The organism is Streptacidiphilus jeojiensis (assembly GCF_042510965.1).
In the GTDB taxonomy this organism is placed as follows: Bacteria; Actinomycetota; Actinomycetes; order Streptomycetales; family Streptomycetaceae; genus Streptacidiphilus; species Streptacidiphilus jeojiensis.
Genome location: NZ_JBEUKS010000013.1, coordinates 1 through 22,630, shown reverse-complemented (window position 1 = coordinate 22,630; position 22,630 = coordinate 1). Strand labels below are relative to the sequence as shown.

Genomic DNA, 22,630 nt, shown 5'->3' with positions numbered 1-22,630 from the left:
CACCCCGTCCGATCACCCCGTCCGATCACCCAGTTCGATCACCCGGTCTCGGCCGCCCGTACGCACAGCACGGCGGGCAGATGCTGCGTCAGCAGCCGCCAGCTGTCGCCCTCGTCGGCACTTCCGTAGACCTCGCCGTTGCGGTTGCCGAAGTACACGCCCACGGGCTCGGCGTCGTCCAGGCACAGCGCGTCGCGCAACACCACCCCGTAGTGCGGTTCCCGGGGGAGTCCCTCGGACAGCGGTTCCCAGCTCTCGCCCGCGTCCCGGCTGCGGTACACCCGGCAGCGGTGCTCAGGGGGCAGCCGCTCGTAGTCGGCCACCAGCGGGAACACATAGACGGTGCCCGCCCGTCGCGGGTGCGCCGCGATGGCGAAACCGAAGTCGGCCGGCAGGTCGGCGTCGATCGGGATCCAGCTCCCGCCGGAGTCGTCGCTGCGGTAGACCCCGCCGTGGTTCTGCAGGTACAGCCGGGCAGGATCGCCGGCGTCCACGGCGATCTTGTGCACGCACTGGCCGAACTCCGGATTGCGGTCCGGCTGGAACCGCGCCTCCACCCCGGTGTTCGAGGGAGCCCAACTGTCACCGCCGTCCGCGGACCGGTAGACGCCGCCGGTGGACACCGCGACGGTGAGCTGTCGGGGGTCCTCCCGGTCGACCAGCACCGTGTGCATCCCCTGGCCGCCGAAGCCGGCCCCCCAGTCCTTGCGCTGCGGATGTTTCCACAGGCTCTCCACCAGGGAGAACGACTCGCCCCTGTCCTCGGACCGGAACAGCGCGGCAGGCTCGGTCCCCGCGTAGACGACGGTCGGCTGGTCGGCGCCGGCCGGCTGGAGCTGCCAGACCCGCTCCAGCGAGGTCCCGGTGGACTCCGGGAAGCGCACGGCGGGCTGTTTGGGCTCCTGCCAGGTCGCGCCCAGGTCGTCGGAGTGGAACACCGAGGGACCCCAGTGGCTGCTGTCCGCGCCGGCCAGGATCCTCGGCACCCCGCCGCCCCGGCGGTCGATGGCCACCGAGTACACCCCCTGCATCGGGAAGTGCGGCTGCTCGTTCCACTCCCAGTTCCTGCGGTCCCGGCTGCGTCCCAGGAACAGCCCCTTGGCGGTACCGACCGCCAGTACTACCTCGCCCATGGCGGACTCCTCTGTCCTCGCTTCTGTCCTCGCCGGTGGTTCTCCTCGCCGGTTCGTCCGATGGGCAGCAGTCTTCTCGGATCGCGGACGGTTGTCGTGTTTTCGGGCGTGTGTTCACTGCATTGAGCGAGTGAATCGAACGGGCGTTCCCGGTACCGCCTGCGCGGCCGAGGCGAGATCCCCCGCCGGGACCACGCCCAGGACCGGATAGCCCCCGGTGGTGGGGTGGTCGGCCAGGAACACCACCGGCAGTCCGTCCGGCGGCACCTGCACCGCCCCGAGCACCATCCCCTCGCTCGGCAGTTCACCGCGGTCCGGCAGTCGTTCGAGCAGCGGTCCGGTCAGCCGCAGCCCGACCCGGTTGGACGCGGTGGAGACCGTCCAGCGCCCGGAGTCCAGCGTGCGCAGCGCACTGGGGCCGAACCAGTCGGCGCGCGGTCCGAGGTCCAGCCGCAGCAGCAGTTCGCGCGGGGGAGCCGGCAGCGGCAGCGGGTCGATCCAGCAGGGCGGACCGGTCGGCGGCCCCACCGGCAGCAGCTGCCCGGCCACCAGCGGCGCCGGCCCGAGCCCGGCCAGCAGATCGGTGGACCGGCTGCCCAGCACCGGTGGCACCGCGAAGCCGCCGGCCACCGACAGGTAGCAGCGCAGCCCGCTGGTCGGCGCACCCACCGCCAGCACCGCCCCGGCCGGTACCCGTACCGGGGCGCCCCAGGCGACCGCCCTGCCGTCCACAAGCACCGGTGCGGGGGCGCCGAGGACCGCGACCAGCACCGGCTCCAGGGCCCGCAGCGCGACCCCGCCGAGGGTGGCCTCCAGTACTGCCGCGTCCGGGACGTTGCCGACCAGCCGATTGACCAGCCGGAGCGCGCCCGGATCCAGCGCCCCGGCGCGCGGCACCCCGAGCGCGGCGACGCCGACGCGTCCGCCGTCCTGGACCGTGGTCAGCGGTCCTGGCCGGACCACCTCCATCGCCCTCACGGCTGCTCCACGAAGCGCACCCGGGCGCCCGGCTGCAGCAGCGCCGCCGGGTCGCGGCCCAGGTCCCAGACCGGCAGCGAGGTGCGCCCGAGCAGCTGCCAGCCGCCGGGCGAGGCGCCGGGGTAGACCCCGGTGTAGCCGCCGGCCAGCGCCACCGAGCCGGCCGGCACCCGGGTGCGCGGGGTGGCCCGGCGCGGCACGGCGTACCGCTCGGGCAGCCCGGTCAGATAGGCGAAGCCGGGCGCGAAGCCGCAGAAGGCGACCCGGTACTCGGCCCCGGTGTGAATCCGCACCGCCTCGGCGGCGGACACCCCCCACAGCGCCGCGACCTCGGCCAGGTCCTCGCCGTCGTAGCGGGTCGGTACGGTGACCACCGGGCCCTCCGGCGGCGCCGAGGTCTGCGGCCGCCACCCCTCGAACTGGGCGGCGACCAGCTCCGGCCGGGCCAGTCCGTCCAGCAGCACCGTCCGCGCGGCCGGGACGATCTCGACGGTCCCCGGCAGCCGCCCGTCCGCCTGACGAGCAATCAATTCATGGTGCAGCGAGGCGACTTCCGCGTCGCTGTCGACCTCCAGCAGCAGCGCCGAGCGCCCCGCGGCCATGATCCGCACGCTCATCCGAACGCCTCCACGCCCACCCCGGCGGCGGTCAGCGCCTCCCGGACCCGCAGCGCCAGCGCGGCGGCGCCCGGGGTGTCCCCGTGCACGCACAGCGAACCGGCCCGCACCGGGACCAGGCTGCCGTCCGCGGCGACCACCTCCCCGTCCCTGGCCATCCGCACCGCCCGGGCCACCACCTGGTCCGGATCGTGCAGCACCGCCCCCGGCTCGGTCCGCGGCACCAGCGTCCCCTGCGCGGTGTAGGCCCGGTCCGCGAAGGCCTCGGCGACCACCGGGAGGCCGGCCGCCAGCGCCGCCGCGAGCAGCGCCGATCCGGGCAGCCCCAGCACCGGCAGGCCGCGCCCGTCCGCCCGCCGGTAGGCCAGCAGCGCGTCCACCACGGCGCCCGCCTGCTCCTGGTCGTGCACCACCCGGTTGTAGAGCGCCCCGTGCGGCTTCAGATAGGCCACCGCCGTCCCGGCCGCCCGGGCGAACAGGTCCAGGGCGCCCAACTGGTAGGCGATCTCGTCGGCCAGCTCCCGGCGCGGCACCTCCATCGGGCGCCGCCCGAAGCCGGCCAGGTCCCGGTAGGAGACCTGGGCCCCGATCCGCACCCCGCGCTCGGCCGCCAGTTCGCACACCCGGCGGATCGTCGAGGGGTCGCCGGCATGGAAACCGCAGGCGACGTTCGCACTGGTGACCACCGCCAGCAGGGCCTCGTCGTCGGTCAGCGTCCAGCGTCCGAAGCCCTCGCCCAGGTCCGCGTTGAGATCGATGGTCACCATGGCACAGATCCTAGGGGCGGGCCGCGTGTGCAAGGTCACACAATTGCCCGCATTCCGTGGCGTTTCGGAGCCTGTCAGTGCCACCCCCTAATCTTGTCGATCGTGACCACATCCGCCGACCCCAGCACCCGCGTCTCGCTGGGCCCAGCCGCCGACGAGGGGCTGGCCCGGCGGCTCCGTGCGCTCGCGTGCACCGCGCCGCTGCACGACCTGGACAGCCGCAAGGCCAACCTGGCCGGCGAGTACGCCGTCTACGGCATGGCCGAGGTGGCGCTGTCGGCGATCGACCTGGTCACCCTGCAGATGGACTTCGACACCGGCGCCGACCGGGACCAGGTGCTGGCCCGGCTGCAGCCCCGGGTCGCCGCCCAGGCCCCGCAGCGCCCCTGGACCGAGCACGAGCGGGTCGCCCGCTGGGTGCTGGAGTCGCTGATCAACGTGGGCAGCGTGGACCGCGGCTTCCGCGCCGTCTACGGCACCTTCGCCACCGACGGCTCCTATGTCCGCCGTGACTACGACTTCAAGCTGATCGAGGAGGTGCCCGGGCCCGACGGCGGGGTCTACCTGCGCACCACCGACGAGGCCGTCAACGTCCTGGTCGGCGCGCTGGACACGGACGTCACCAGCGCCCAGATCGCCGCCGAGGTCAAGCTGGAGGTGCTGATCAACCGGGGCAGGCTGGCGGACGCCCAACTCGCCGCCGAACAGGCCCGCTACCGCACCGTCCAGTTCGCCGAGACGCTGCGCCGGGCCCTGGAGGCCACCCGCCGCAACGTCCGCGCGGTGGACTGGATGGAGACCGTCCCCGACCTGATCCACGAGGCGCTGGAGCACATCGCCGACCGCTACCGGCACGAGAACGCGATCCTCACCAACATCCGCCGCGCCCGGGACGAGTCCGAGGACCCGGAACACAAGCGGCGCGCCGCCGAGCTGGTCGACATCGTCAAGGACTGCATCCGCCGGCACACCCAGCTGCAGACCCGGCTGCTGGAGGCCGGCCCGCTGTTCCGCGCCGAGCAGGACCGCCAGGCCTTCGCCGCCCCCACCGCCCGCTCCGGCCTGGACCTCTACGGGCAGCTGCTGGCCCCGCTGCTGCGGCTGCCGCTGGAGCACGGCCTGCGGGTCACCGACGCCTTTTTCAGCAGTGCCATAGGGCTGCGCACCCCGGTCTCGGTCCGGGTCACCGACCTGGTCGAGGTACTGCTCACCCCGCCGGTCGAGCGCGAGCACCTGGGCGCCGAACTGCCCGAGCCCGATCTGCTGGACACCCCCGACGACAGCCGCTTCTCCGAGGCCCAGCTGGAGGCCGCCCAGGTCCTGCTGGACCTCCCCCCGGACGCACCGCGGCGGCTGTCCGGCCTGCTCGCCGAGGCCCGCCGAAGCGACCCCGAACTCCCGTACCTGGTCGCCCTGCTGGCTGTGCACGCGGCCAGCCCCTCGGTCGGCACGGCCTACCGGCAGGGCGAGGAGCGGCTGCTGTTCGCCGTCGACGACGGCGCCCGGCTGGACGACCCGGAGTTCGGCGGCGCCGACCTGATCGTCGGCAGCGCCCTGCTCGACGCCGCCGGCATGGCCGCGGAGCGTGCCGAGGCGTCCGCACCGACCGACCCCCCGGCCAGGGCCCTCGTCCCGGCCGGACGGAAGCCGCACCACCTGGAGTCCCGCCCATGACCAGCTACGACGAGCATCCCACGACCGGGGACGGTGCCGGCGCCCCGCCCGCGATCACCCCCGGCGACGTCGCCGACGCCTCCCGGCTGGTCTCCTTCGGGCTGCAGCCGAAACTGCTGCCCGCACGCGACGCCGAGTACGGCGAGCTGGTCCGCCGCTACCGCGACGACCCCGGTTTCGCCCGGCTGGCCGACGCCGTCGCCACCGGTCTGGGACTGATCGTGCTGGAGGTCTCGCCCCGGGCCGGGATGGCGGTCGCCGCCTCCGAGGACTCGGTCTTCGCGGTCCGGCTCGGCGAGTACTCCCGCCGCGCCGCCTCCGAGTCCACCGACCGCTTCCTGCACGGCCTGGCGCACCTGGCCGTGGCCGCGCTGGCCTTCCCCCGCCCGGAGGACCTGGCCGACGACGGCTACCTCGGCCGGATCACCGTCAACGGCGTGGACACCTTCGTCCGCCAGGTCTGCCGCCGGCTGGAGGAGCAGGCCGAGGCCGAGGGCGCCAACACCGACCCGGTCAGCGACGCCCCCGGCCTGGAGGCCGCCTGGCGGGTGTACGCGCGGCGCAGCGCCACCGGCGCCACCAAGGACGCCCGCCGACTCTCCGGCTCCACCATCGGCATCGTCGGCAAGGCGATGTCCTTCATGGTCGACACCGGCTTCCTGCAGAAGACCTCGGACGACTCCGGCGGCACCTTCCGCACCACCGCCCGCTACCAGCTCCAGGTCCGCGACCTGGCCGGCAGCGCCGCGATGGCCGAACTGCTCGCCCTGGGCGTGGTCCCGATCAGCGACGGCAGCGCCAGCCTGCTGCCACCCGACCCCACCGAGGAACTGGTCGCCGACGCCGGCCTCCCGTTCCACTCCTCCTGACGCGCCTTTCCTGACAACCCACCAGCACGGAGACCTGACACCCCATGTACGAGCTGAACCGGGTCCGCCTGTACTCCATCGGCCCCGCCGGTGCGCGGTACGCCGACACCGTGCTCGACCTGAGCGGTGTCGGCGATCCGGTGCCCGAGCCGGCCCCCTCCCAGCCCGGCTTCTTCGACGAGGAGGAGAGCGGCCCGCCGCGCCGCCCGGCCCCGGCCGGTGTGCTGTTCCTGGAGAACGGCGGCGGCAAGTCGGTGCTGCTGAAGCTGATCTTCTCGGTGATGCTGCCGGGCCACCGCAACACCCTGGGCGGCGCCAGCTCCGGCGTGCTGCGCAAGTTCCTGCTCGCCGACGACTGCGGCCACGTCGCGCTGGAGTGGCAGCACACCCTCACCGGCGAGACCGTGGTGGTCGGCAAGGTCAGCGAGTGGCGCGGCCGCCAGGTCTCCACCGACCCGCGCAAGTTCGCCGAGGCCTGGTACTCCTTCCGCCCCGGCCCCGGCCTCAGCCTGGACGGCCTGCCGGTCGCCGAACGCACCACCTTCCTCCCGGCCCCCGGTCAGGAGGCGCCCAAGGTGAGCCCCAAGGGCCGCCGCCGGACCATGAAGGGCTTCCGCGACGCCCTCACCGAGGCGGGCAAGGCCGAGCCCGCCCTGGACCTGGTCTGGGAGGAGGGCCACGACCGCTGGATCGAGCATCTGGGCAGCCTCGGTCTTGACCCCGAACTCTTCCGCTACCAGCGCGAGATGAACGCCGACGAGGGCGAGGCGGCCGGCCTGTTCGCGGTGAAGAACGACGCCGACTTCACCGACCTGCTGCTGCGCGCGGTCACCGACACCCGCGACACCGACGGCCTGGCCGACCTGGTGCACGGCTTCGCCAACAAGCTCGGCCGCCGCGCCGAGCTGACCGCCGAACGCGACTTCACCGCGGGCTCGCTGGACCTGCTGCGCCGGATCGCCGAGGCGGCCACCGCCCGCGAGTCGGTCCGTGAGACGCACCGTTCCGCCGAGCGCCGCACCCGCCGGCTGGCCCGCACCCTGGCCGCCCGCGCCGCCGCGGAGCGGGACCAGGTCCGTGAGCTGGCCGAGCAGGTCGCCGAGGCGGCCGCCGCCGTCGCCGACGCCGAGGACGGCCGCACCCGGCAGTCGCTGATCACCGCCGAGCTGACCCACCGTCATGCCAGCCTCGCCCTGGCCGCCGCCACCGGTACCGCGGCGGGCCTGCGCAAGGAGCTGCTGGACGCCAGGACCCTGCACTCCGCCTGGCAGGCAACGGAACTGGTGCTCCGTCACCGCGCCGCCGCGGACCGCTCGGCCCGGATGTCGGCCGCGATCCGCGAGGCCGAACGCGACGCCGCCCCCGCCCTGGCCGCCCGCACCCGCGCGGCCCGTGCCCTGGTCGGCGCGCTGGAGACGGCCGCCGCGGCGGCCGAGGCCCAGGCGGACAGCGAGGAGCAGCGCGCCGGTGCGCTGCAGGCCGAGGGCGAGACCGCCCGTCGCGACGCCACCGCCGCCGCCACCGCCGCGCAGAAGGGCCGCAGCGAGAGCGAGCACCTGCGCCAGCGCCTGGCCGAGGTCGAGCAGGAGACCCAGGCCGCGGTCCGTTCCGGCTGGATCGACTCCACCAACGCCGCCCCGGACGCCGAGGCAGTGGACCCGGCCCGGGCCGCCCTGGAGGCGTCCGACGCCGAGCAGCAGGCCACCGCCGCCTGGGAGCAGGCCCGTACCGTCGCCGACCAGGCCGCCGCCCGGGCCCGCGAGGCCGCGGCCCGGGGGGCCAGGGCGGAACTGGCCGCCGCCCGCGCCAGCGACGCGCTGGCCGCCGCCGAGACTGCGCTGGCCGCCGAGCAGGACGCCGCCGCCGAGCTCGCCGCCCACCCCCGCGCCACCGAGCTGCTCGGGGTCCAGGTCGGCGAGCTGTCGCCGGAGGCGCTGGACCGCTCCGCCGACAGCCTGCGCGAGCTGCTGGACGACTCGGTCACCGCCGCCGAGCGCACCCTGTTCGAGCTCAGGACGGCCGCCGCCGCAGACTCCCGGGTGCTGGCCGCGCTCGGCGACGGCGGGCTGCTCCCGCCCGGTCCGGACGTGCTGGCCACCGTCGAGTACCTGGGCGAGCACGGCGTCCCCGCCCTCCCCGGCTGGCGCTACCTGGCCCAGTCGGTGGACCCGGCCGACCACGACCGGATCCTCGACGCCCGCCCGCAGCTGGTCGACGGCGTCATCGTGACCGACCCGGCCGCGCTGGAACGGGCCCGGGAGGCCCTGTCCGCGGCCGCCCTGCTGCCCCGCTCCGCCGTCGCCGTCGGCACCGCGGCCGCCCTGCTCGCCCCGGTCCTCGACGGCGCCGGCACGGCGGCCTCCTCCGGAGTGTTCCTGGTCCCGCCGAACCCGGCCATGCACGACGAGAACGCCGCCGACGAGGAGCGCAGCCAGCTCCGTGACCGGGCCACCGCCAGGGACGAGCAGATCCGCGCGCTGGCCGCCCGGCTCGGTGCGGACCGCCTGCTCAGCGGCCGGCTGGCGTCCTGGCGCACCCGTTGCCCCGACGGCCACCTGGACGCGCTGGCCGGCACCGCCGAGGCGGCCCGCAGCGCACTGGACCTGGCCGGCGCCGAGCTGGCCTCGGCCCGCGCCGAGCACCAGGACGCCGACGCCGACCAGCAGCAGGCCTCCCGGCTGCGGGACGAACGCGGCGAGGCCGCCCAGCAGGCCCGCCGTCGCGCCGACGCCCTGGCCGGACTCGCCTTCCGGCTGCGCGAGCGCACCGGCTGGACCGGCCGGCTGCGCGAACTGATCGACGAGACCGCCCAGGCCGAGCAGCGGCAGCAGCTCTGCACCGAGCGGGCCCAGGCCGCCGACGAGGACCGCCGCGCCGCCCAGCGCGCCGCCGACGACGCCCGCCGTACCGTCCGCGCCCTGCGCGCCGAACGCGCCGAACTGCCCACCGCCGAGGACACCGGGGCTGACTCCGAGTCAGCTGAGCCCGAGTCGACCCGGGGGTCGGCCGACGGTTCCGCCGCCTCCCTCCCCGCGCTGCGCGAGGCCCACCGCGCCGCCTCGCAGCTCTACGACCAGGTCGGCGTCGGCGCCGACCTGCGCGCCGAGCAGGCCCGTGCCGAGAGCGACGAGTCCGCCGCCCGCACCGAGCTGGACCGCCTGACCAACAAGGTCCGCTCCCGCGCCGAGGAACTGCTCACCACACCCGACGGCGCCGACGCGCCGGGCCGGCAGGCCGCCGCCGCCCGTGCCGAGGACCTCGTCCAGACCATCGAGGGCCGCGCCTCCGCCGCCAGCGAGCAGCTGGGCCGGCTGCGCGGCGAGGCCGAGCGCAGCGCCCCGGTCACCGGGGACGCCCACACCGAGCTGCCCGACGAGCTGGTCCCCACCGACACCGGGCACGCCCAGACGCTGCTCCGTGCCGCCACCGCCGAGCTGGCCGGGCGCACCGACCTGCTCAGCGCCGCCCGTTCGGCCCACAACGAGCTGCAGCGCTCGCTGGAGGCCACCCAGCACGCCTCCGCCGAGTTCGACGAGTCCGCCGCCCAACTCCGGGACGGCCTGCGGGAACCGGCCGCGGCCACCCCCGAGGGCGAGGACGAGGCGCCGCCGCCGTTCCCCGGCCCCCTGGCCGAGGCCCGCCAGTCCGCCGCCGACAGCCGCCGCTCACTGCGCGCCGCCGTGGCCGACCTGGCCGCCGCCGACCTGGCCGTCCGCGACGCCTCCGACGCCCTGGTCCGGCACGCCAACTCCACCCGCTACGAGGCCGTCCGCACCCCGGCCCGGCAGCAGATCCGCGAGCTCCCGGCGGCCGCCCTGCCGGAGCACGCCGCCGCCTGGGCGATCGCCTTCGCCCCCCGGCTGCGGGTCCTCAGCGACGAGTTGGAGCAGTTGGAGCGCAACCGCGACAGCATCGTCGACCGGCTGCGCGGCCTGGTCGAGACCTCGCTGGCCACCCTGCGCGCCGCCCAGCGGCTGTCCCGGCTGCCCGAGGGCCTGGGGGAGTGGTCCGGCCAGGAGTTCCTCCGGATCCGCTTCGAGGACCCCGACCACGCCGTGCTCACCGAGCGCCTCGGCGAGGTCATCGACGAGGCCACCCGCGCCGCCGTCCGCCGCACCGGGGCGGCCAGCGGCACCAGCGACTGGGGCCGCAGGGACGGGATGTCGCTGCTGCTGCGCGGCGTCCACGCGGCCGTCGAGCCCAAGGGCATCGCCGTGGAGATCCTCAAGCCGGACGCGGTGCTGCGCGCCGAGCGGGTCTCGGTCAGCCAGATGTCGGACGTGTTCTCCGGCGGCCAGCTGCTCACCGCGGCCATCGCGCTCTACTGCACCATGGCCGCGCTGCGCGCCAACGACCGCGGCCAGGCCCGGCTGGCCCACGCCGGAACCCTGTTCCTGGACAACCCGATCGGCCGGGCCAACGCCACCTACCTGATCGAGCTCCAGCGCGCCGTGGCCTCGGCCCTCGGGGTGCAGCTGATCTACACCACCGGCCTTCTGGACGCCAATGCGCTGGCGGAGTTCCCGCTGATCATCCGGCTGCGCAACGACGCCGACCTGCGGGCCGGGCTGAAGTACATCTCGGTGGAGGAGCACCTGCGCCCCGGCCTGCCCGAGATCGACCCGGAGGAGGCCGACATCCACGGCGCGGTCACCGCCACCCGGATGTTCCGCAGGCCGGTGGAGGCCACCGTCTGAGCGTCCGTCAACTCACGGGACAGCTCCGGTCAGAGCTGCCTCCGCGCCGCCCTGCGCCGCTGCACGTCGGCCTGCAGCGCGATGCCGGCGTCCAGCAGGAACCAGGTCGTCGCGAAGATGCCCACGGCGGTGACCCCGAGCGCCAGCGGGGTGAAGTCGGCATGCGCGATCGAGCCGACGATCGTGAAGAGCAGGGCGTTCAGGGTCATCCCGGCGGCGACCAGCAGCCGCGCCCGCGCCTTGCGGGACCTGTCCGACACCCGACCAGCCACTCCAGCCCCCCGGCCTCACCCGACGCAGAACACTGACCACCGACACCGACCACCAACAGGAGTCCTGCCCAGCAGGGAGGGGCTCATGCCCCGCCCGGGACCGAGTCCTCGTCGATCCACCCCTTGGTCCGCTCCACCGCCTTCAGCCAGTTGCGCTGCTCCCGGGCCCGCTCCTGCGCGCCCATCCGCGGGGTCCACTCCGCGCCGCGGTGCCAGTTGGCCCGCAGCGTGTCCAGGTCCGGCCAGAAGCCGACGGCCAGGCCGGCCGCGTAGGCGGCGCCCAGCGCGGTGGTCTCGGCCACCAGCGGCCGTTCCACCGGCGCGTCCAGGACGTCCGAGATGATCTGCATCAGCAGGTCGTTGGCGGTCATCCCGCCGTCCACCTTGAGCGAGCTGAGGGTCACCCCGGAGTCCTTGGCCATGGCGTCGACGACCTCGTGGGTCTGCCAGGCGGTGGCCTCCAGCACCGCGCGGGCCAGATGACCCTTGTTCACATAGCCGGTCAGCCCGGTGATCACGCCCCGCGCGTCGGAGCGCCAGTAGGGCGCGAACAGTCCGGAGAACGCCGGCACGATGTAGGCGCCGCCGTTGTCCTGCACGGTCGACGCCAGCTCCTCGATCTCGGCGGCCGTGGAGATCAGCCCCAGCTGGTCGCGCAGCCACTGCACCAGCGAACCGGTGACCGCGATGGAGCCCTCCAGTGCGTAGACCGGCTTCCGGTCGCCGATCCGGTAGCCGACCGTGGTCAGCAGTCCGTGGTACGAGTTCACGGCCTTCTCACCGGTGTTGAGCAGCAGGAAGGTGCCGGTGCCGTAGGTGCTCTTGGCCTCGCCCTCGTCGAAGCAGGTCTGCCCGAACAGCGCGGCCTGCTGGTCGCCCAGGGCCGAGGCCACCGGCACGCCCGCCAGTTCGCCCACCGCGTGCCCGTAGACCTCGGCGGAGGAGCGGATCTCCGGCAGCAGCGAGGCCGGGACGGCGAAGGACTCCAGCAGCCGCTCGTCCCACTCCAGCGTGTGCAGGTTCATCAGCATGGTGCGCGAGGCGTTGGTGACGTCGGTGACGTGGACGCCGCCGTCCACGCCGCCGGTGAGGTTCCAGATCAGCCAGCTGTCCATGGTGCCGAACATCAGCTCGCCGGCCTCGGCGCGCCCGCGCAGCCCGTCCACGTTGTCCAGCAGCCAGCGGATCTTGGGCCCGGCGAAGTAGCTGGCCAGCGGCAGCCCGGTCTCGCGGCGGAAGCGGTCCTTGCCGACGTTGCGGCCCAGCTCCCGGCAGAGCGCCTCGGTCCTGGTGTCCTGCCAGACGATGGCGTTGTGCACCGGCTCCCCGGTGCTGCGGTCCCACAGCAGGGTGGTCTCCCGCTGGTTGGTGATCCCGATCGCGCTCAGCTCCGCCGGGCCGATCCCGGCCCGGCGCATCGCCTGGGTGACCACCGACCGCACCCGGGTCCAGATCTCGCCGGCGTCGTGCTCGACCCAGCCGGGCTGGGGGAAGATCTGCCGGTGCTCCTGCTGCTCGACGGCGACGATCGCACCGTCCGCGTCGAAGACGATGCAGCGGCTCGAGGTGGTCCCCTGGTCGATCGCGGCGACGTAGCGGCCCTGCGGCCGTCCCCCGGCGGCGGGTACTGCGGTGATGGTGGGGCGCGGCAGTGGAGGCATGGACGAGAGTCTGCCAGTCACCCCCGTCCTGCCTCCACCGCCGCAGCTCCAACGCGGCGCCTGGGTCAGGAAGCCAGCCGCCCACCGCCGTCAACCGGCAGCACAATCCCCGTGGTGTACGCGTTCTCCACCAGGAAGGCGATGGCATGCGCCACCTCCTCCGGCCGCCCGGGCCGCCCCAACGGTGTGTTCGTGCAGGCCCCGTTCACCACAGCGCCCCGGTTCTCCTCGGGCAGCCAGTCCCACCACGGGGTGTCGATCACGCCCGGCGAGAGGGCGTTGACCCGGCGCGGCGCGAGTTCGACCGCGAGAATCCTGGCGGCCGTCTCCAGAGCCGCGTTCGACGAACCCAGCACGGTCAACCCGGGGGCGCTCATCTGGGAGCTCGCGGCACCGAGCAGGGTGACCGAGCCGTCGGCCCGCAGCGTCTCCAACGCGGCCTTGACCGTCAGCAGCTGCGGAATGAGTTTCCCCTCGCTGTGCCTCCGCAGCTCTGCTGCGGTCAGCTCCAGCAACGGGGTGATCCCGCCCCTGGGCGAGACTGTCACCACCAGGTGGTCGAACGGACCCACCTCGGCGAAGAACTCGGCCAGCTGTCCCTCGTCGGAGGCGTCCAGGGTCCGCCCCTCGACCCCGTCGCCGAGCACCTTCAGCGCCGCCTCCGAGCGGTCGGCGCTCCGTCCGGCGACGACGACCCGGTTGCCCCGGTCCCGCAGCAGTTCGGCGGTGGCCAGGCCGATCCCGGAGGTACCGCCGACGATCACAACACGTTCAGACATGGCGTCCGCTTCCTCTATCCCTCCCGGTGACCCACTTTCGAGTCACTGTGCCTCGATTATATATCGAGACACGGTGCCTTGTAAAGTCGGGCCATGAACAAGACCACCCCCGCTCCCCAGGGGCGCCCCCGCAGCGAGAGCGCCCACCGGGCGATCCTGGACGCGGCCGTAGGCCTGGCCGTCCGCGACGGCTACACCGCCGTCACCATCAAGGGCATCGCCGAGGCCGCCGGTGTCGGCCGGCAGACCGTCTACCGCTGGTGGCCGACCAGGGGGGCGGTGCTGCTGGAGGCGCTCGGCGAGATCGGCGCGGCCCATGTGCTGCCCGAGCCCTCCGGGGACCCGCGCGCGGACCTGCGGCGCTTCCTGGACCAGACCTTCGAGCTGGCCGCCAAGGCGCCGGTCGCCAACGTCCTGCTGGGCATCACCGCCGACGCCGTGAGCGACCCCGGGCTGGCGGCGGACCGGCGCGGCTACATCTCCGGCCGCCGCGATCTGCTGCGCCAGGCGCTGGAGCGCTGCGGCGACACCTGGGCGGTGCCGGTGGACACCCTGGTGGACCTGGCCTTCGGTGCCATGTGGTACCGGCTGATGAACGAACACGCAGCGGTGGGACCGCAGTTGACGGAGGAACTGATGGTGGTGGTGGACGCGCTGGCCCGCTAGGGGGTGGCCTCCGAACCGCTTCGGCGCTATGTTGTTCTCATTACGAGAAGGACTCTGAGTGAGAATGACTCGGAGTGAGAACAACCTGTACCGAGAGCGACCCGAGCGGAGCGCCCGATGCCGACCCAGGACCAGCCGTCGCAGGCCGACCAGTCGCAGTCCGAGCAGGACTGGCTGGCGGCCTACGACCCGCGGGCCTTCACCCCGGTCGCGGTGACCGTGGACGTGGTCGCTCTGACGCTGCGTCAGGACCGGCTGCACGTACTGCTGGTCCGCCGCGCGGGCCCGCCGTTCCAGGGCTGCTGGGCGCTGCCCGGCGGCTTCGTCCGAGCCGGGAAGGAGGACCTCGACCAGGCCGCGGCCCGCGAGCTCGCCGAGGAGACCGGGGTGGACACCGCCGCGCTGCGACGGGTCCACCTGGAACAGCTCGGCTCCTACGGCGCCCCCGCCCGCGATCCGCGGATGCACGTGATCTCCGTGGCCTACCTCGCCTTCGCTCCCGACCTGCCCGATCCGCAGGCGGGCACCGATGCGGCCGCAGCCGCCTGGGTGCCGCTCGGCGGGACCGCCCCGGCTGCCGGACCCCACAGGGGAGGGCCCAGCAGCCGGAGCGGTCCCGCCGGGCACCCACTCGCCTTCGACCATGCGGTGATCCTCGCCGAGGCGCTGGACCGGGCCCGTTCCAAACTCGAGTACACCCCGCTGGCCACCGCCTTCCTCGGCCCCGAGTTCACCATCTCCGAACTGCGCTCGGTCTACGAGGAGATCTGGGGGGAGAAGCTGCACGCCGGCAACTTCCACCGCAAGGTGCTCTCCGTCCCCGGCTTCGTCGAGAGCACCGGCGCGACCGCGACCAAAGCCGGCAGCAAGGGCGGGCCACGGGCCCGGCTCTACCGCACCGGCGACGCCCGACTGCTGCACCCCGCACTGCTGCGACCCGACCGCGAGGAGTCCGTCCGCTGACCCCCGTGACCCCCACGTAGCCATCCGGCCCCACCGCCCGTACGGCACCGGACCTCTGACAGCGCGCCACCCCTCCTGCTCCGTCCCGTCCCGCAGAAGGAGATCCCATGGGAAGCGGACGCTGGTCCACCAACGTCTACGACGCCGCCGCCGAGTACCGCGCCGCCACCGGCGCGGACCCCTTCGACTACAGCAGCCGGGCCCGGGCCGGCCACCGCAGCGGCTGGAAGGCCCACCGCTCGCTCGACCCCAGGGGCCTCACCGTCCGTGAGAGCCGGGACTCGGCCGAGCACCCCGAATCCCTGGCCATCGCCGTGCTGTTCGACGTCACCGGATCCATGCAGTCCGTGCCCCGGGTGCTGCAGACCAAGCTCCCCGAACTCTTCGGCCTGCTGCTGCGCAAGGGCTACACCCAGCACCCGCAGATCCTCTTCGGCGCGGTGGGCGACGCCACCTGCGACCGGGTCCCGCTGCAACTAGGCCAGTTCGAGTCCGACAACCGGATGGACGACCACCTCGGCAACATCTTCCTGGAGGGCGGCGGAGGCGGTCAGATGACGGAGTCCTACGAACTCGCCATGTACGCCATGGCCCGGCACACCTCGCTGGACTGCCACGAGAAGCGCGGGCGCCGCGGCTACCTCTTCCTCATCGGCGACGAACTGCCGTACGGCAAGGTGAAGGCCCGCGAGGTGCGCGCCGTCCTCGGCGAACGCATCCAGGGCGACATCCCGCTCACCGCCCTGCTCCCGGAACTCCAGCAGCGCTACGACGTCTACTACCTCCTCCCGGCCGGCACCGCCTACTCCGGCAACCGCAAGGTCCTCGCCACCTGGCGCAGGCTGCTGGGCCAGAACGTCATCGAACTCGACGACCTGGACGCGGTCTGCGAGACCATCGCGCTCACCGTCGGCCTCGGCGAGGAGGCCATCGACCTCCAGGAGGGGCTGGAGGACCTGGCCGACATCGGCTCGACCTCCCTGGAGACCGTCGGCAAGGCCCTGGCCGCGGTCGCCCGCCGCCGGACCGGCCTGGCGGTCCGGGACGCCTCCCGGTTCCACGCGTCGCCCCTGGACCGGGGCGCGCCCGGCGGAACGGACCGGCTGTGACCGGCGACCGGCCCCGGCACACCGTCGTGGTCGACCTCGGCTACGGCGACGCGGGCAAGGGCGCGGTGGTCGACCGGCTCTGCCGCAGCGACGCCGTCGACACCGTGGTCCGCTTCAACGGCGGGGCCCAGGCCGGCCACAACGTGGTCACCAGGGACGGTCGGCAGCACACCTTCGCCCAGTTCGGCTCCGGCACCTTCGTGCCCGGCGTGCGCACCCACCTGTCCCGCTTCATGCTGGTCGACCCGCTGGCCCTGGCCGCCGAGGCCGCCCATCTACGCACCCTGGGCGTCCGCGACGCCTTCGCCCGGCTCACCGTGGACCGTCGCGCCCTGCTCACCACCCCCTACCACGCCGCCGCCAACCGGCACCGGGAGGCCGCCCGCGGCACCGCCCGGCACGGCTCCTGCGGCCTCGGCGTGGGGGAGACCGCCCGCTACGCCCTGGCCCACCCGCGGTCCGCGCCCACCGCCGGCGACTGCGCCGCACCCGCCCGACTCCTCACCGTGCTCACCAGGCTGCGCGAGCGCCTCACCGACGAACTCGGCCTCGGCGCACCCCTCGGCCCGCCCCCGGAGGACTGCGCCACCGCCTTCCGGGCCTTCGCCGAGCAGGTCGCCCTCGCCGACGAGAACCATCTGGCGGCAGCCCTGCGCCGCGGCCCGGTGGTCCTCGAAGGAGCCCAGGGCGTCCTGCTGGACGAATGGCACGGCTTCCACCCCTACACCACCTGGTCCACCACCACCTTCGGCAACGCCGGGACCCTGCTCGCGGAGGCCGGCGCCGCACCGGGATCGGCCCTGCGCCTGGGCGTGCTGCGGACCTATACCGTCCGGCACGGCCCCGGCCCGCTGGTCACCGAGAACCCGGCGCTCGACCGCGCCCTCCCGGAACCCCACAACGGCCACGGCCGCTGGCAGGGGGCGTTCCGCCGCGGCGACTTCGACGCCGTCGCGCACCGCTACGCCCTCGCCGTCTGCGCCCGCTCCGCCTTCGGCGCGGTGCAGGCCCTGGCACTCACCCATCTGGACGCCCCGGCCCGCCACCCGTACCTCTCCATCTGCGAGACCTACGACCTGGACGGCGACGAGATCCACGACCTGCCGACCGGACCGCCCGGCGACCTCCGCCGCCAGGCAGCCCTGACCACCCGTCTGCTGCGCGCCCGCCCCGGACGGACCCACACCCCCGGGCCCGACCCGCACAGTTGGGCCGAGGCCGTCGCCGACACCCTGGACACCCCGGTGCTGCTCCGCAGCCACGGACCGCGCGCCGTCGACCGCCTGCCGCAGGACGGACCCGGCACCCGCCACGTCCGTGGCATCGCCGGCGTCAACGGCGTCCATCGCATCAGCGGCGTCCGTGACATACGCGACAGCCCCATGAGTCTCTTGGCCTGACCGCCCCAGCCATGGCAGATTCGGTCCCGGCAACGAGGCCGACCGCCGGAGGCATCCGCATGACCAGCGCAGAGCAGCAGCCGACCCCGCTCTGGACACCCGACCCCGAGCGCGCCGCCGCCTCCAACATCGCCCGCTTCCAGCGCTGGGCCACCGAGCACCACGGCGCTCCGCCCGGCGACTACGCCGCGCTGCACCGCTGGTCGACCGAGGACCTGGACCGCTTCTGGACCGCCGTCGCCGAATGGTTCGACGTCCGCTTCTCCACCCCGGCGAGCAGCGCCCTGGCCGACCCCGCCATGCCCGGCGCCGTCTGGTTCCCCGGCGCCCGCCTCAACTACGCCGAACACGCCCTGCGCTTCGGTGAGGACCCGGCACACGCCGACCGCCCCGCGATCCTGCACCTGGACGAGACCGGTGCCGAGCCGACCACCCTCACCTGGGCCGAGCTCCGCCGCCAGGTGGGCTCGCTGGCCGCCCGGCTGCGCGCACTCGGCCTGCGCCCCGGCGACCGCGTCGGCGGCTACGTCCCCAACGTCCCGCAGGCCGCCGTCGCCCTGCTGGCCACCGCCGCCGTCGGCGCCGTCTGGACCTCCTGCGCCCCCGACTTCGGCGCCCGCAGTGTGCTGGACCGCTTCAGCCAGCTCGAACCCGTCCTGCTCTTCGCCGTCGACGGCTACCGCTACGGCGGCAAGGCCCACGACCGCACCGGAATCGTCGCCGAGCTGCGCCGCGAACTGCCCTCGCTGCGCCATGTCGTGCACATCCCGCTGCTCGGCACTCCCGCCCCCGAGTCGGCCCTGACCTGGGACGAGCTGATCGGCGGCGGCGGCGGCGACGGCCCGGCCGGCGAGGCGGTCGAACCGGTCTTCGAGCAGGTCCCGTTCGACCACCCGCTCTGGGTGCTCTACTCCTCCGGCACCACCGGACTGCCCAAGGCCATCGTCCAGGGCCACGGCGGCATCGTGGTCGAGCACCTCAAGCAGGCCGGTCTGCACACAGACCTCGGTCCCGACGACCGCTTCTTCTGGTACACCTCCACCGGCTGGATGATGTGGAACTTCCTGCTGGCGGGCCTGCTCGTCGGCGCCACCGTCGTCAGCTACGACGGCAGTCCCGGCTACCCCGCCGTCGACGCCCAGTGGCGGGTCGCCGAACGCTCCGGGGCGACCGTCTTCGGGACCTCCGCTGCCTACATCACCGCCTGCGCCAAGGGCGGCGTCCATCCGGGCCGCGACCTCGACCTCTCCCGGCTGCGCGCCATCGGCACCACCGGATCCCCGCTCCCGCCGGACGGCTTCCGCTGGATCTACCAGGAGATCAGCCCCGACATCTGGCTGGCCAGCGTCAGCGGCGGCACCGACCTGTGCAGCTGCTTCGTCGGCGGCGTGCCCACCCTGCCGGTGTACCTCGGCGAGATCCAGGCCCCCAGCCTGGGCGCCGCGGTCGAGTCCTGGGACGTCCACGGCAAGCCGCTGCACGGCGAGGTCGGAGAGCTCGTCTGCACCAAGCCGATCCCCTCGATGCCGCTCTACTTCTGGAACGACCCGGACGGGACCCGCTTCCACGACAGCTACTTCGACGTCTACCCGGGCGTCTGGCGGCACGGCGACTGGATCACGGTCACCGAGCGCGGCACCGTCGTCATCCACGGCCGCTCCGACTCCACGCTCAACCGACAGGGCGTCAGGATGGGCTCCGCGGACATCTACGAGGTCGTCGAGCGCCTCCCGCAGATCCGCGAGTCGCTGGTCATCGGCCTGGAACAGCCCGACGGCGGCTACTGGATGCCGCTGTTCGTGGTCCTCGCGGAGGGAGCCGCCCTGGACGACGACCTCCGCACGGCGGTCCGCACCGCGCTGCGGGAGCAGCTCTCGCCCCGGCACGTCCCCGACGAGATCATCGCCGTACCCGCCCTGCCGCACACCCTCACCGGCAAGCGGCTGGAGGTGCCGGTGAAGCGGATCCTCTCGGGCACCCCGCTCGCCCAGGCCGTCAACCCCGGCTCGCTCGACAACCCCGAGGCGCTCACCCCGTTCCTGGACCTCGCCAGGACCGAAGGGGCCACCCGCCGCGGCACGGGCGGGTGACCCCTTCGACCTGCACTTGCACCTGCTCTTCGGGCTACTCCCCGGACAGCACCTGGTTGGCGGCCGCCCGCGCCTCGTCCGCCGTGTCGGTGGCCCGCGCGGCCGCTGCGGCCCGCTGACACTGCGCCAGCGTGTACTTGGCCAGCGTGGCCCGGACGTAGGGGATCGACGCCGCGCCCATCGACAGGCTGGTCACCCCCAGCCCGGTCAGCACGCAGGCCAGCACCGGATCGGCGGCGGCCTCGCCGCAGACCCCGCAGCTCTTGCCGGTCGCCCCGGCCGCCTCGGCGGACAGGGCGATCAGGTCGAGCAGCGCCGGCTGCCACGGATCCTGCAGCCGCGCCACCGCGCCGACCTGGCGGTCGGCGGCGAAGGTGTACTGGGCCAGGTCGTTGGTGCCCAACGAGAGGAACTCGACCTCCTTGAGGATCGATCGGGCCCGCAGCGCGGCGGACGGGATCTCCACCATCGCCCCGAACTTGGCCGACAGCCCGGCCTCCCGGCAGGCGTCCGCGAAGGCCTTGGCATCGGTACGGTCGGCCACCATCGGTGCCATGACCTCCAGGTACACCGGCAGTCCGGTGGCGGCCCTGGCCAGCGCCCGCAGCTGGGACTGCAGTACCTCGGGGTGCTCCAGCAGGCTGCGCAGCCCGCGGACGCCCAGGGCCGGGTTCGGCTCGTCGCCCGGGGTCAGGAAGTCCAACGGCTTGTCGGCGCCGGCGTCCAGCACCCGCACCACCACCCGCCCCTCGGGGAAGGCCTCCAGCACCTTGCGATAGGCCTCGACCTGCGCCTCCTCGGTCGGAGCCTGCTTGGAGTCGTCCAGAAAGAGGAACTCGGTGCGAAACAGCCCGATCCCCTCGGCGCCCATCTCGACCGCGGCCGGGACGTCGGCCGGCCCGCCGATGTTGGCGAGCAGCGGCACCTTGTGCCCGTCCGAGGTCTGCCCGGGACCGGTGGACGCGGACAGCGCCGCCTTGCGCTCGGCGGCGATCCGCCGCAGCTCGGCCTGCTGCTCCTCGGACGGCTCGACCAGCACCTCCCCGGTGCTGCCGTCCACGGCGACCACCACGCCCTCGGCCATGTCGGTGGCACCGGCCATGGCGACCACGGCGGGAACGCCCAGCGCACGGGCGAGGATCGCACTGTGGCTGGTCGGCCCGCCCTCCTCGGTGACGAAGCCGAGCACCAGGGTGGGGTCCAGCAGCGCGGTGTCGGCCGGCGCCAGGTCCCGCGCGAACAGCACATAGGGCTCGTCGCTGTCCGGCACCCCCGGCATCGGGACGCCCATCAGCCGCGCCACGATCCGGTTCCGCACGTCGTCCAGGTCGGCGACCCGCCCGGCCAGGTACTCGCCGGCGTTCGCCAGCAGCGCCCGGTAGGCGGCGAAGGCGTCGTAGACGGCGCGCTCGGCGGTGCTGCCCACGGCCACCCGCCGCTCGACGTCGGCCATCAGCTCCGGGTCCAGCGCCATCAGCGCCTGCGCCTCCAGCACGGCCTGCGCCTCGCCGCCGGCCAGATTGCCGCGGGCCTGCAGGTCGGCGGCAACGGCTTCGACCGCCTGCCGCGCCCGCGCCTGCTCGCGCGGTGCCTCCTCGGTCGGCGTCTGCTGCGCCGGGGGCTCCAGCACCGCCGTGCCCATGTGCCGAACCTGTCCGATCGCGACCCCGTGGCTCACGCCCACGCCGCGCAGCGTCTCTGTCATCTCACCGGTCTCCCCTTGGGGTGCGGCCGTCGCAGGCCGCGCTCATTGCCATCGTCTCTGCCTGCTCGGCCCTGCTCGCTACTGCCAGGTGAAGAGGTTGTCCCCGGGGGCCACCTCGCCGGACTCCTGGACATCACCCAACTGGTCGGCGACCGCTTCGAGCGCCACGATCGGGCAGATCGGGGACTTGCCCGCGGCTTCGACCGCCGACGGATCCCAACGGATCACCGGCTGCCCGCGCTTCACGGTGTCACCCTTGTTGACGAGGAGTTCGAAGCCCTCGCCGTTGAGCTGAACGGTGTCGATCCCCAGATGGGTGAGGACTCCGTGCCCGTGCTCGTCGATGACGACGAAGGCGTGCGGATGCATGGACACGATCGTCCCGTCGACCGGTGCGACAGCATCCCCGGCCTCACGGACAGGGTCGATCGCCGTACCCGGCCCGACCATCGCACCGGCGAACACGGGGTCGGGCACAGCGGCCAGGCCGATGGCCTGCCCGGCGAGAGGGGACGTCACCGTCGTCATGCTTCAAGCCTCCATCACTGCATCAACATCTAGTGGAAGTGGCCGGCACCAGCAGGACTCAGCCTAAATCACCACAACTTAGGACACTCTGCTGGTCTGCCGTTGACTGCACCCGTCGGTGGGGGTGCGATCGCCGCCGACTGCGCGGCCGTTGCGACCCACGGCGCGACCCAGGCCACGACCCGTCAAGTGGACTAGACCACTCGGACGCGAGGGAACTCTACGTCATACGGGTGATGCCCCTGCTCCACCCGTGTCCGCACACGGATTTGCTCCGCCCTGCGTGCCGCTGTACGTTGGAGATCTGCCGCCGCGACCGACGAGGTTGCGGCGCGTTGGCGAGATCATCCGAACCTCTCATCGCAATAACATTGCGGACGGGGTCCGGCCTTGCCTGCGACCGGCAGCCGGAATTCGAACCGGAACGGACCACTGAAATGGTCTGCTAAGCTCGAAACACGAAAGAAACGAAGCGCCCGGAGGGCCGGTGTGAAAGCCGCTCGAAGGAAGCGTCCGTACCTTGAGAACTCAACAGCGTGCCAAAAGTCAACGCCAAATGATGATACCCCGTCCGTTCATCGGACGTGGTTCCTTTGGGAAAACAGTTTTACATTTATAGCGAGGACGCAGTGCACGGGACCGCCTATTCCGGTGGTTGCTGTGCCGCTCTTGCGTGAGACATTCACGGAGAGTTTGATCCTGGCTCAGGACGAACGCTGGCG

General features: G+C 73.6%; 17 protein-coding genes. 8 read left to right on the top strand and 9 right to left on the bottom strand.

Translation table 11 applies throughout. The features are described 5' to 3' along the window. Nucleotides 1-38: 38 nt before the first annotated feature. The 4 genes from ABUW04_RS30370 to ABUW04_RS30355 all read right to left on the bottom strand — a co-directional run bounded on the left by ABUW04_RS30370 (nt 39) and on the right by ABUW04_RS30355 (nt 3,495). Nucleotides 39-1,133, bottom strand: coding sequence for a WD40/YVTN/BNR-like repeat-containing protein (locus ABUW04_RS30370; protein WP_380567664.1), 1,095 nt, complete (start codon nt 1,131-1,133; stop codon nt 39-41). A 114-nt stretch (nt 1,134-1,247) separates the two neighbouring features. Then, nucleotides 1,248-2,102 (bottom strand): 5-oxoprolinase subunit C family protein, encoded by an 855-nt coding sequence (locus ABUW04_RS30365; protein ID WP_380567890.1) that lies wholly within the window; start codon nt 2,100-2,102, stop codon nt 1,248-1,250. Nucleotides 2,103-2,107: 5 nt separating this feature from the next. Then, entirely contained in the window at nt 2,108-2,728 is a 621-nt protein-coding gene (pxpB, locus tag ABUW04_RS30360; RefSeq protein WP_380567662.1) for a 5-oxoprolinase subunit PxpB, read from the bottom strand. Continuing rightward, complete coding sequence (locus ABUW04_RS30355; protein ID WP_380567660.1) at nt 2,725-3,495, bottom strand: LamB/YcsF family protein; 771 nt, start codon at nt 3,493-3,495, stop codon at nt 2,725-2,727. The genes pxpB and ABUW04_RS30355 overlap by 4 nt, the downstream gene beginning before the upstream one ends. A 102-nt stretch (nt 3,496-3,597) precedes the next feature. Between ABUW04_RS30355 and ABUW04_RS30350 the strand changes: the two genes are divergently transcribed. From ABUW04_RS30350 to ABUW04_RS30340, 3 genes are read left to right on the top strand one after another with little or no spacing between them, the layout of a single operon-like run. Then, nucleotides 3,598-5,169, top strand: coding sequence for a hypothetical protein (locus tag ABUW04_RS30350; RefSeq protein ID WP_380567658.1), 1,572 nt, complete (start codon nt 3,598-3,600; stop codon nt 5,167-5,169). Next, nucleotides 5,166-6,038, top strand: a complete 873-nt coding sequence (locus ABUW04_RS30345) for a hypothetical protein (RefSeq protein WP_030256258.1) — start codon at nt 5,166-5,168, stop codon at nt 6,036-6,038. The genes ABUW04_RS30350 and ABUW04_RS30345 overlap by 4 nt, the downstream gene beginning before the upstream one ends. A gap of 44 nt (nt 6,039-6,082) precedes the next feature. Continuing rightward, complete coding sequence (locus ABUW04_RS30340; protein WP_380567656.1) at nt 6,083-10,735, top strand: hypothetical protein; 4,653 nt, start codon at nt 6,083-6,085, stop codon at nt 10,733-10,735. Between the two features lie 29 nt (nt 10,736-10,764). Here the strand turns inward: ABUW04_RS30340 and ABUW04_RS30335 are convergent, their stop codons facing one another. From ABUW04_RS30335 to ABUW04_RS30325, 3 genes are all read right to left on the bottom strand, one after another. Beyond that, nucleotides 10,765-10,995 (bottom strand): hypothetical protein, encoded by a 231-nt coding sequence (locus ABUW04_RS30335; protein ID WP_380567654.1) that lies wholly within the window; start codon nt 10,993-10,995, stop codon nt 10,765-10,767. Nucleotides 10,996-11,090: 95 nt separating this feature from the next. Next, nucleotides 11,091-12,668, bottom strand: coding sequence for a glycerol kinase GlpK (glpK, locus tag ABUW04_RS30330; protein ID WP_380567653.1), 1,578 nt, complete (start codon nt 12,666-12,668; stop codon nt 11,091-11,093). 65 nt (nt 12,669-12,733) lie between these two features. After that, nucleotides 12,734-13,447: an SDR family oxidoreductase gene (locus ABUW04_RS30325; protein ID WP_380567651.1), complete on the bottom strand. Its 714-nt coding sequence runs from the start codon at nt 13,445-13,447 to the stop codon at nt 12,734-12,736. A 93-nt stretch (nt 13,448-13,540) separates the two neighbouring features. On the opposite strand from ABUW04_RS30325, the gene ABUW04_RS30320 reads away from it, so the two are divergent. From ABUW04_RS30320 to ABUW04_RS30300, 5 genes are all read left to right on the top strand, one after another. Next, nucleotides 13,541-14,113, top strand: coding sequence for a TetR/AcrR family transcriptional regulator (locus tag ABUW04_RS30320; protein WP_380567649.1), 573 nt, complete (start codon nt 13,541-13,543; stop codon nt 14,111-14,113). 117 nt (nt 14,114-14,230) lie between these two features. Then, the gene (locus ABUW04_RS30315) at nt 14,231-15,076 is read left to right on the top strand and encodes an NUDIX hydrolase (RefSeq protein ID WP_051725505.1); all 846 of its coding nucleotides are present in this window, start codon (nt 14,231-14,233) and stop codon (nt 15,074-15,076) included. 107 nt (nt 15,077-15,183) lie between these two features. Then, nucleotides 15,184-16,185, top strand: a complete 1,002-nt coding sequence (locus ABUW04_RS30310; RefSeq protein WP_380567647.1) for a hypothetical protein — start codon at nt 15,184-15,186, stop codon at nt 16,183-16,185. Next, nucleotides 16,182-17,585 carry an adenylosuccinate synthetase gene (locus tag ABUW04_RS30305; RefSeq protein ID WP_380567646.1) on the top strand — a complete coding sequence of 468 codons (1,404 nt, stop codon included), beginning with the start codon at nt 16,182-16,184 and terminating at the stop codon, nt 17,583-17,585. The genes ABUW04_RS30310 and ABUW04_RS30305 overlap by 4 nt, the downstream gene beginning before the upstream one ends. 59 nt (nt 17,586-17,644) lie before the next feature. Then, nucleotides 17,645-19,675: an acetoacetate--CoA ligase gene (locus ABUW04_RS30300; RefSeq protein WP_380567644.1), complete on the top strand. Its 2,031-nt coding sequence runs from the start codon at nt 17,645-17,647 to the stop codon at nt 19,673-19,675. Between the two features lie 34 nt (nt 19,676-19,709). Here ABUW04_RS30300 and ptsP read toward each other — a convergent pair whose 3' ends face one another. Continuing rightward, complete coding sequence (gene ptsP / locus ABUW04_RS30295; RefSeq protein WP_380567642.1) at nt 19,710-21,380, bottom strand: phosphoenolpyruvate--protein phosphotransferase; 1,671 nt, start codon at nt 21,378-21,380, stop codon at nt 19,710-19,712. A gap of 78 nt (nt 21,381-21,458) precedes the next feature. After that, complete coding sequence (locus ABUW04_RS30290; RefSeq protein ID WP_030256286.1) at nt 21,459-21,908, bottom strand: PTS sugar transporter subunit IIA; 450 nt, start codon at nt 21,906-21,908, stop codon at nt 21,459-21,461. Nucleotides 21,909-22,630 lie beyond the last annotated feature (722 nt).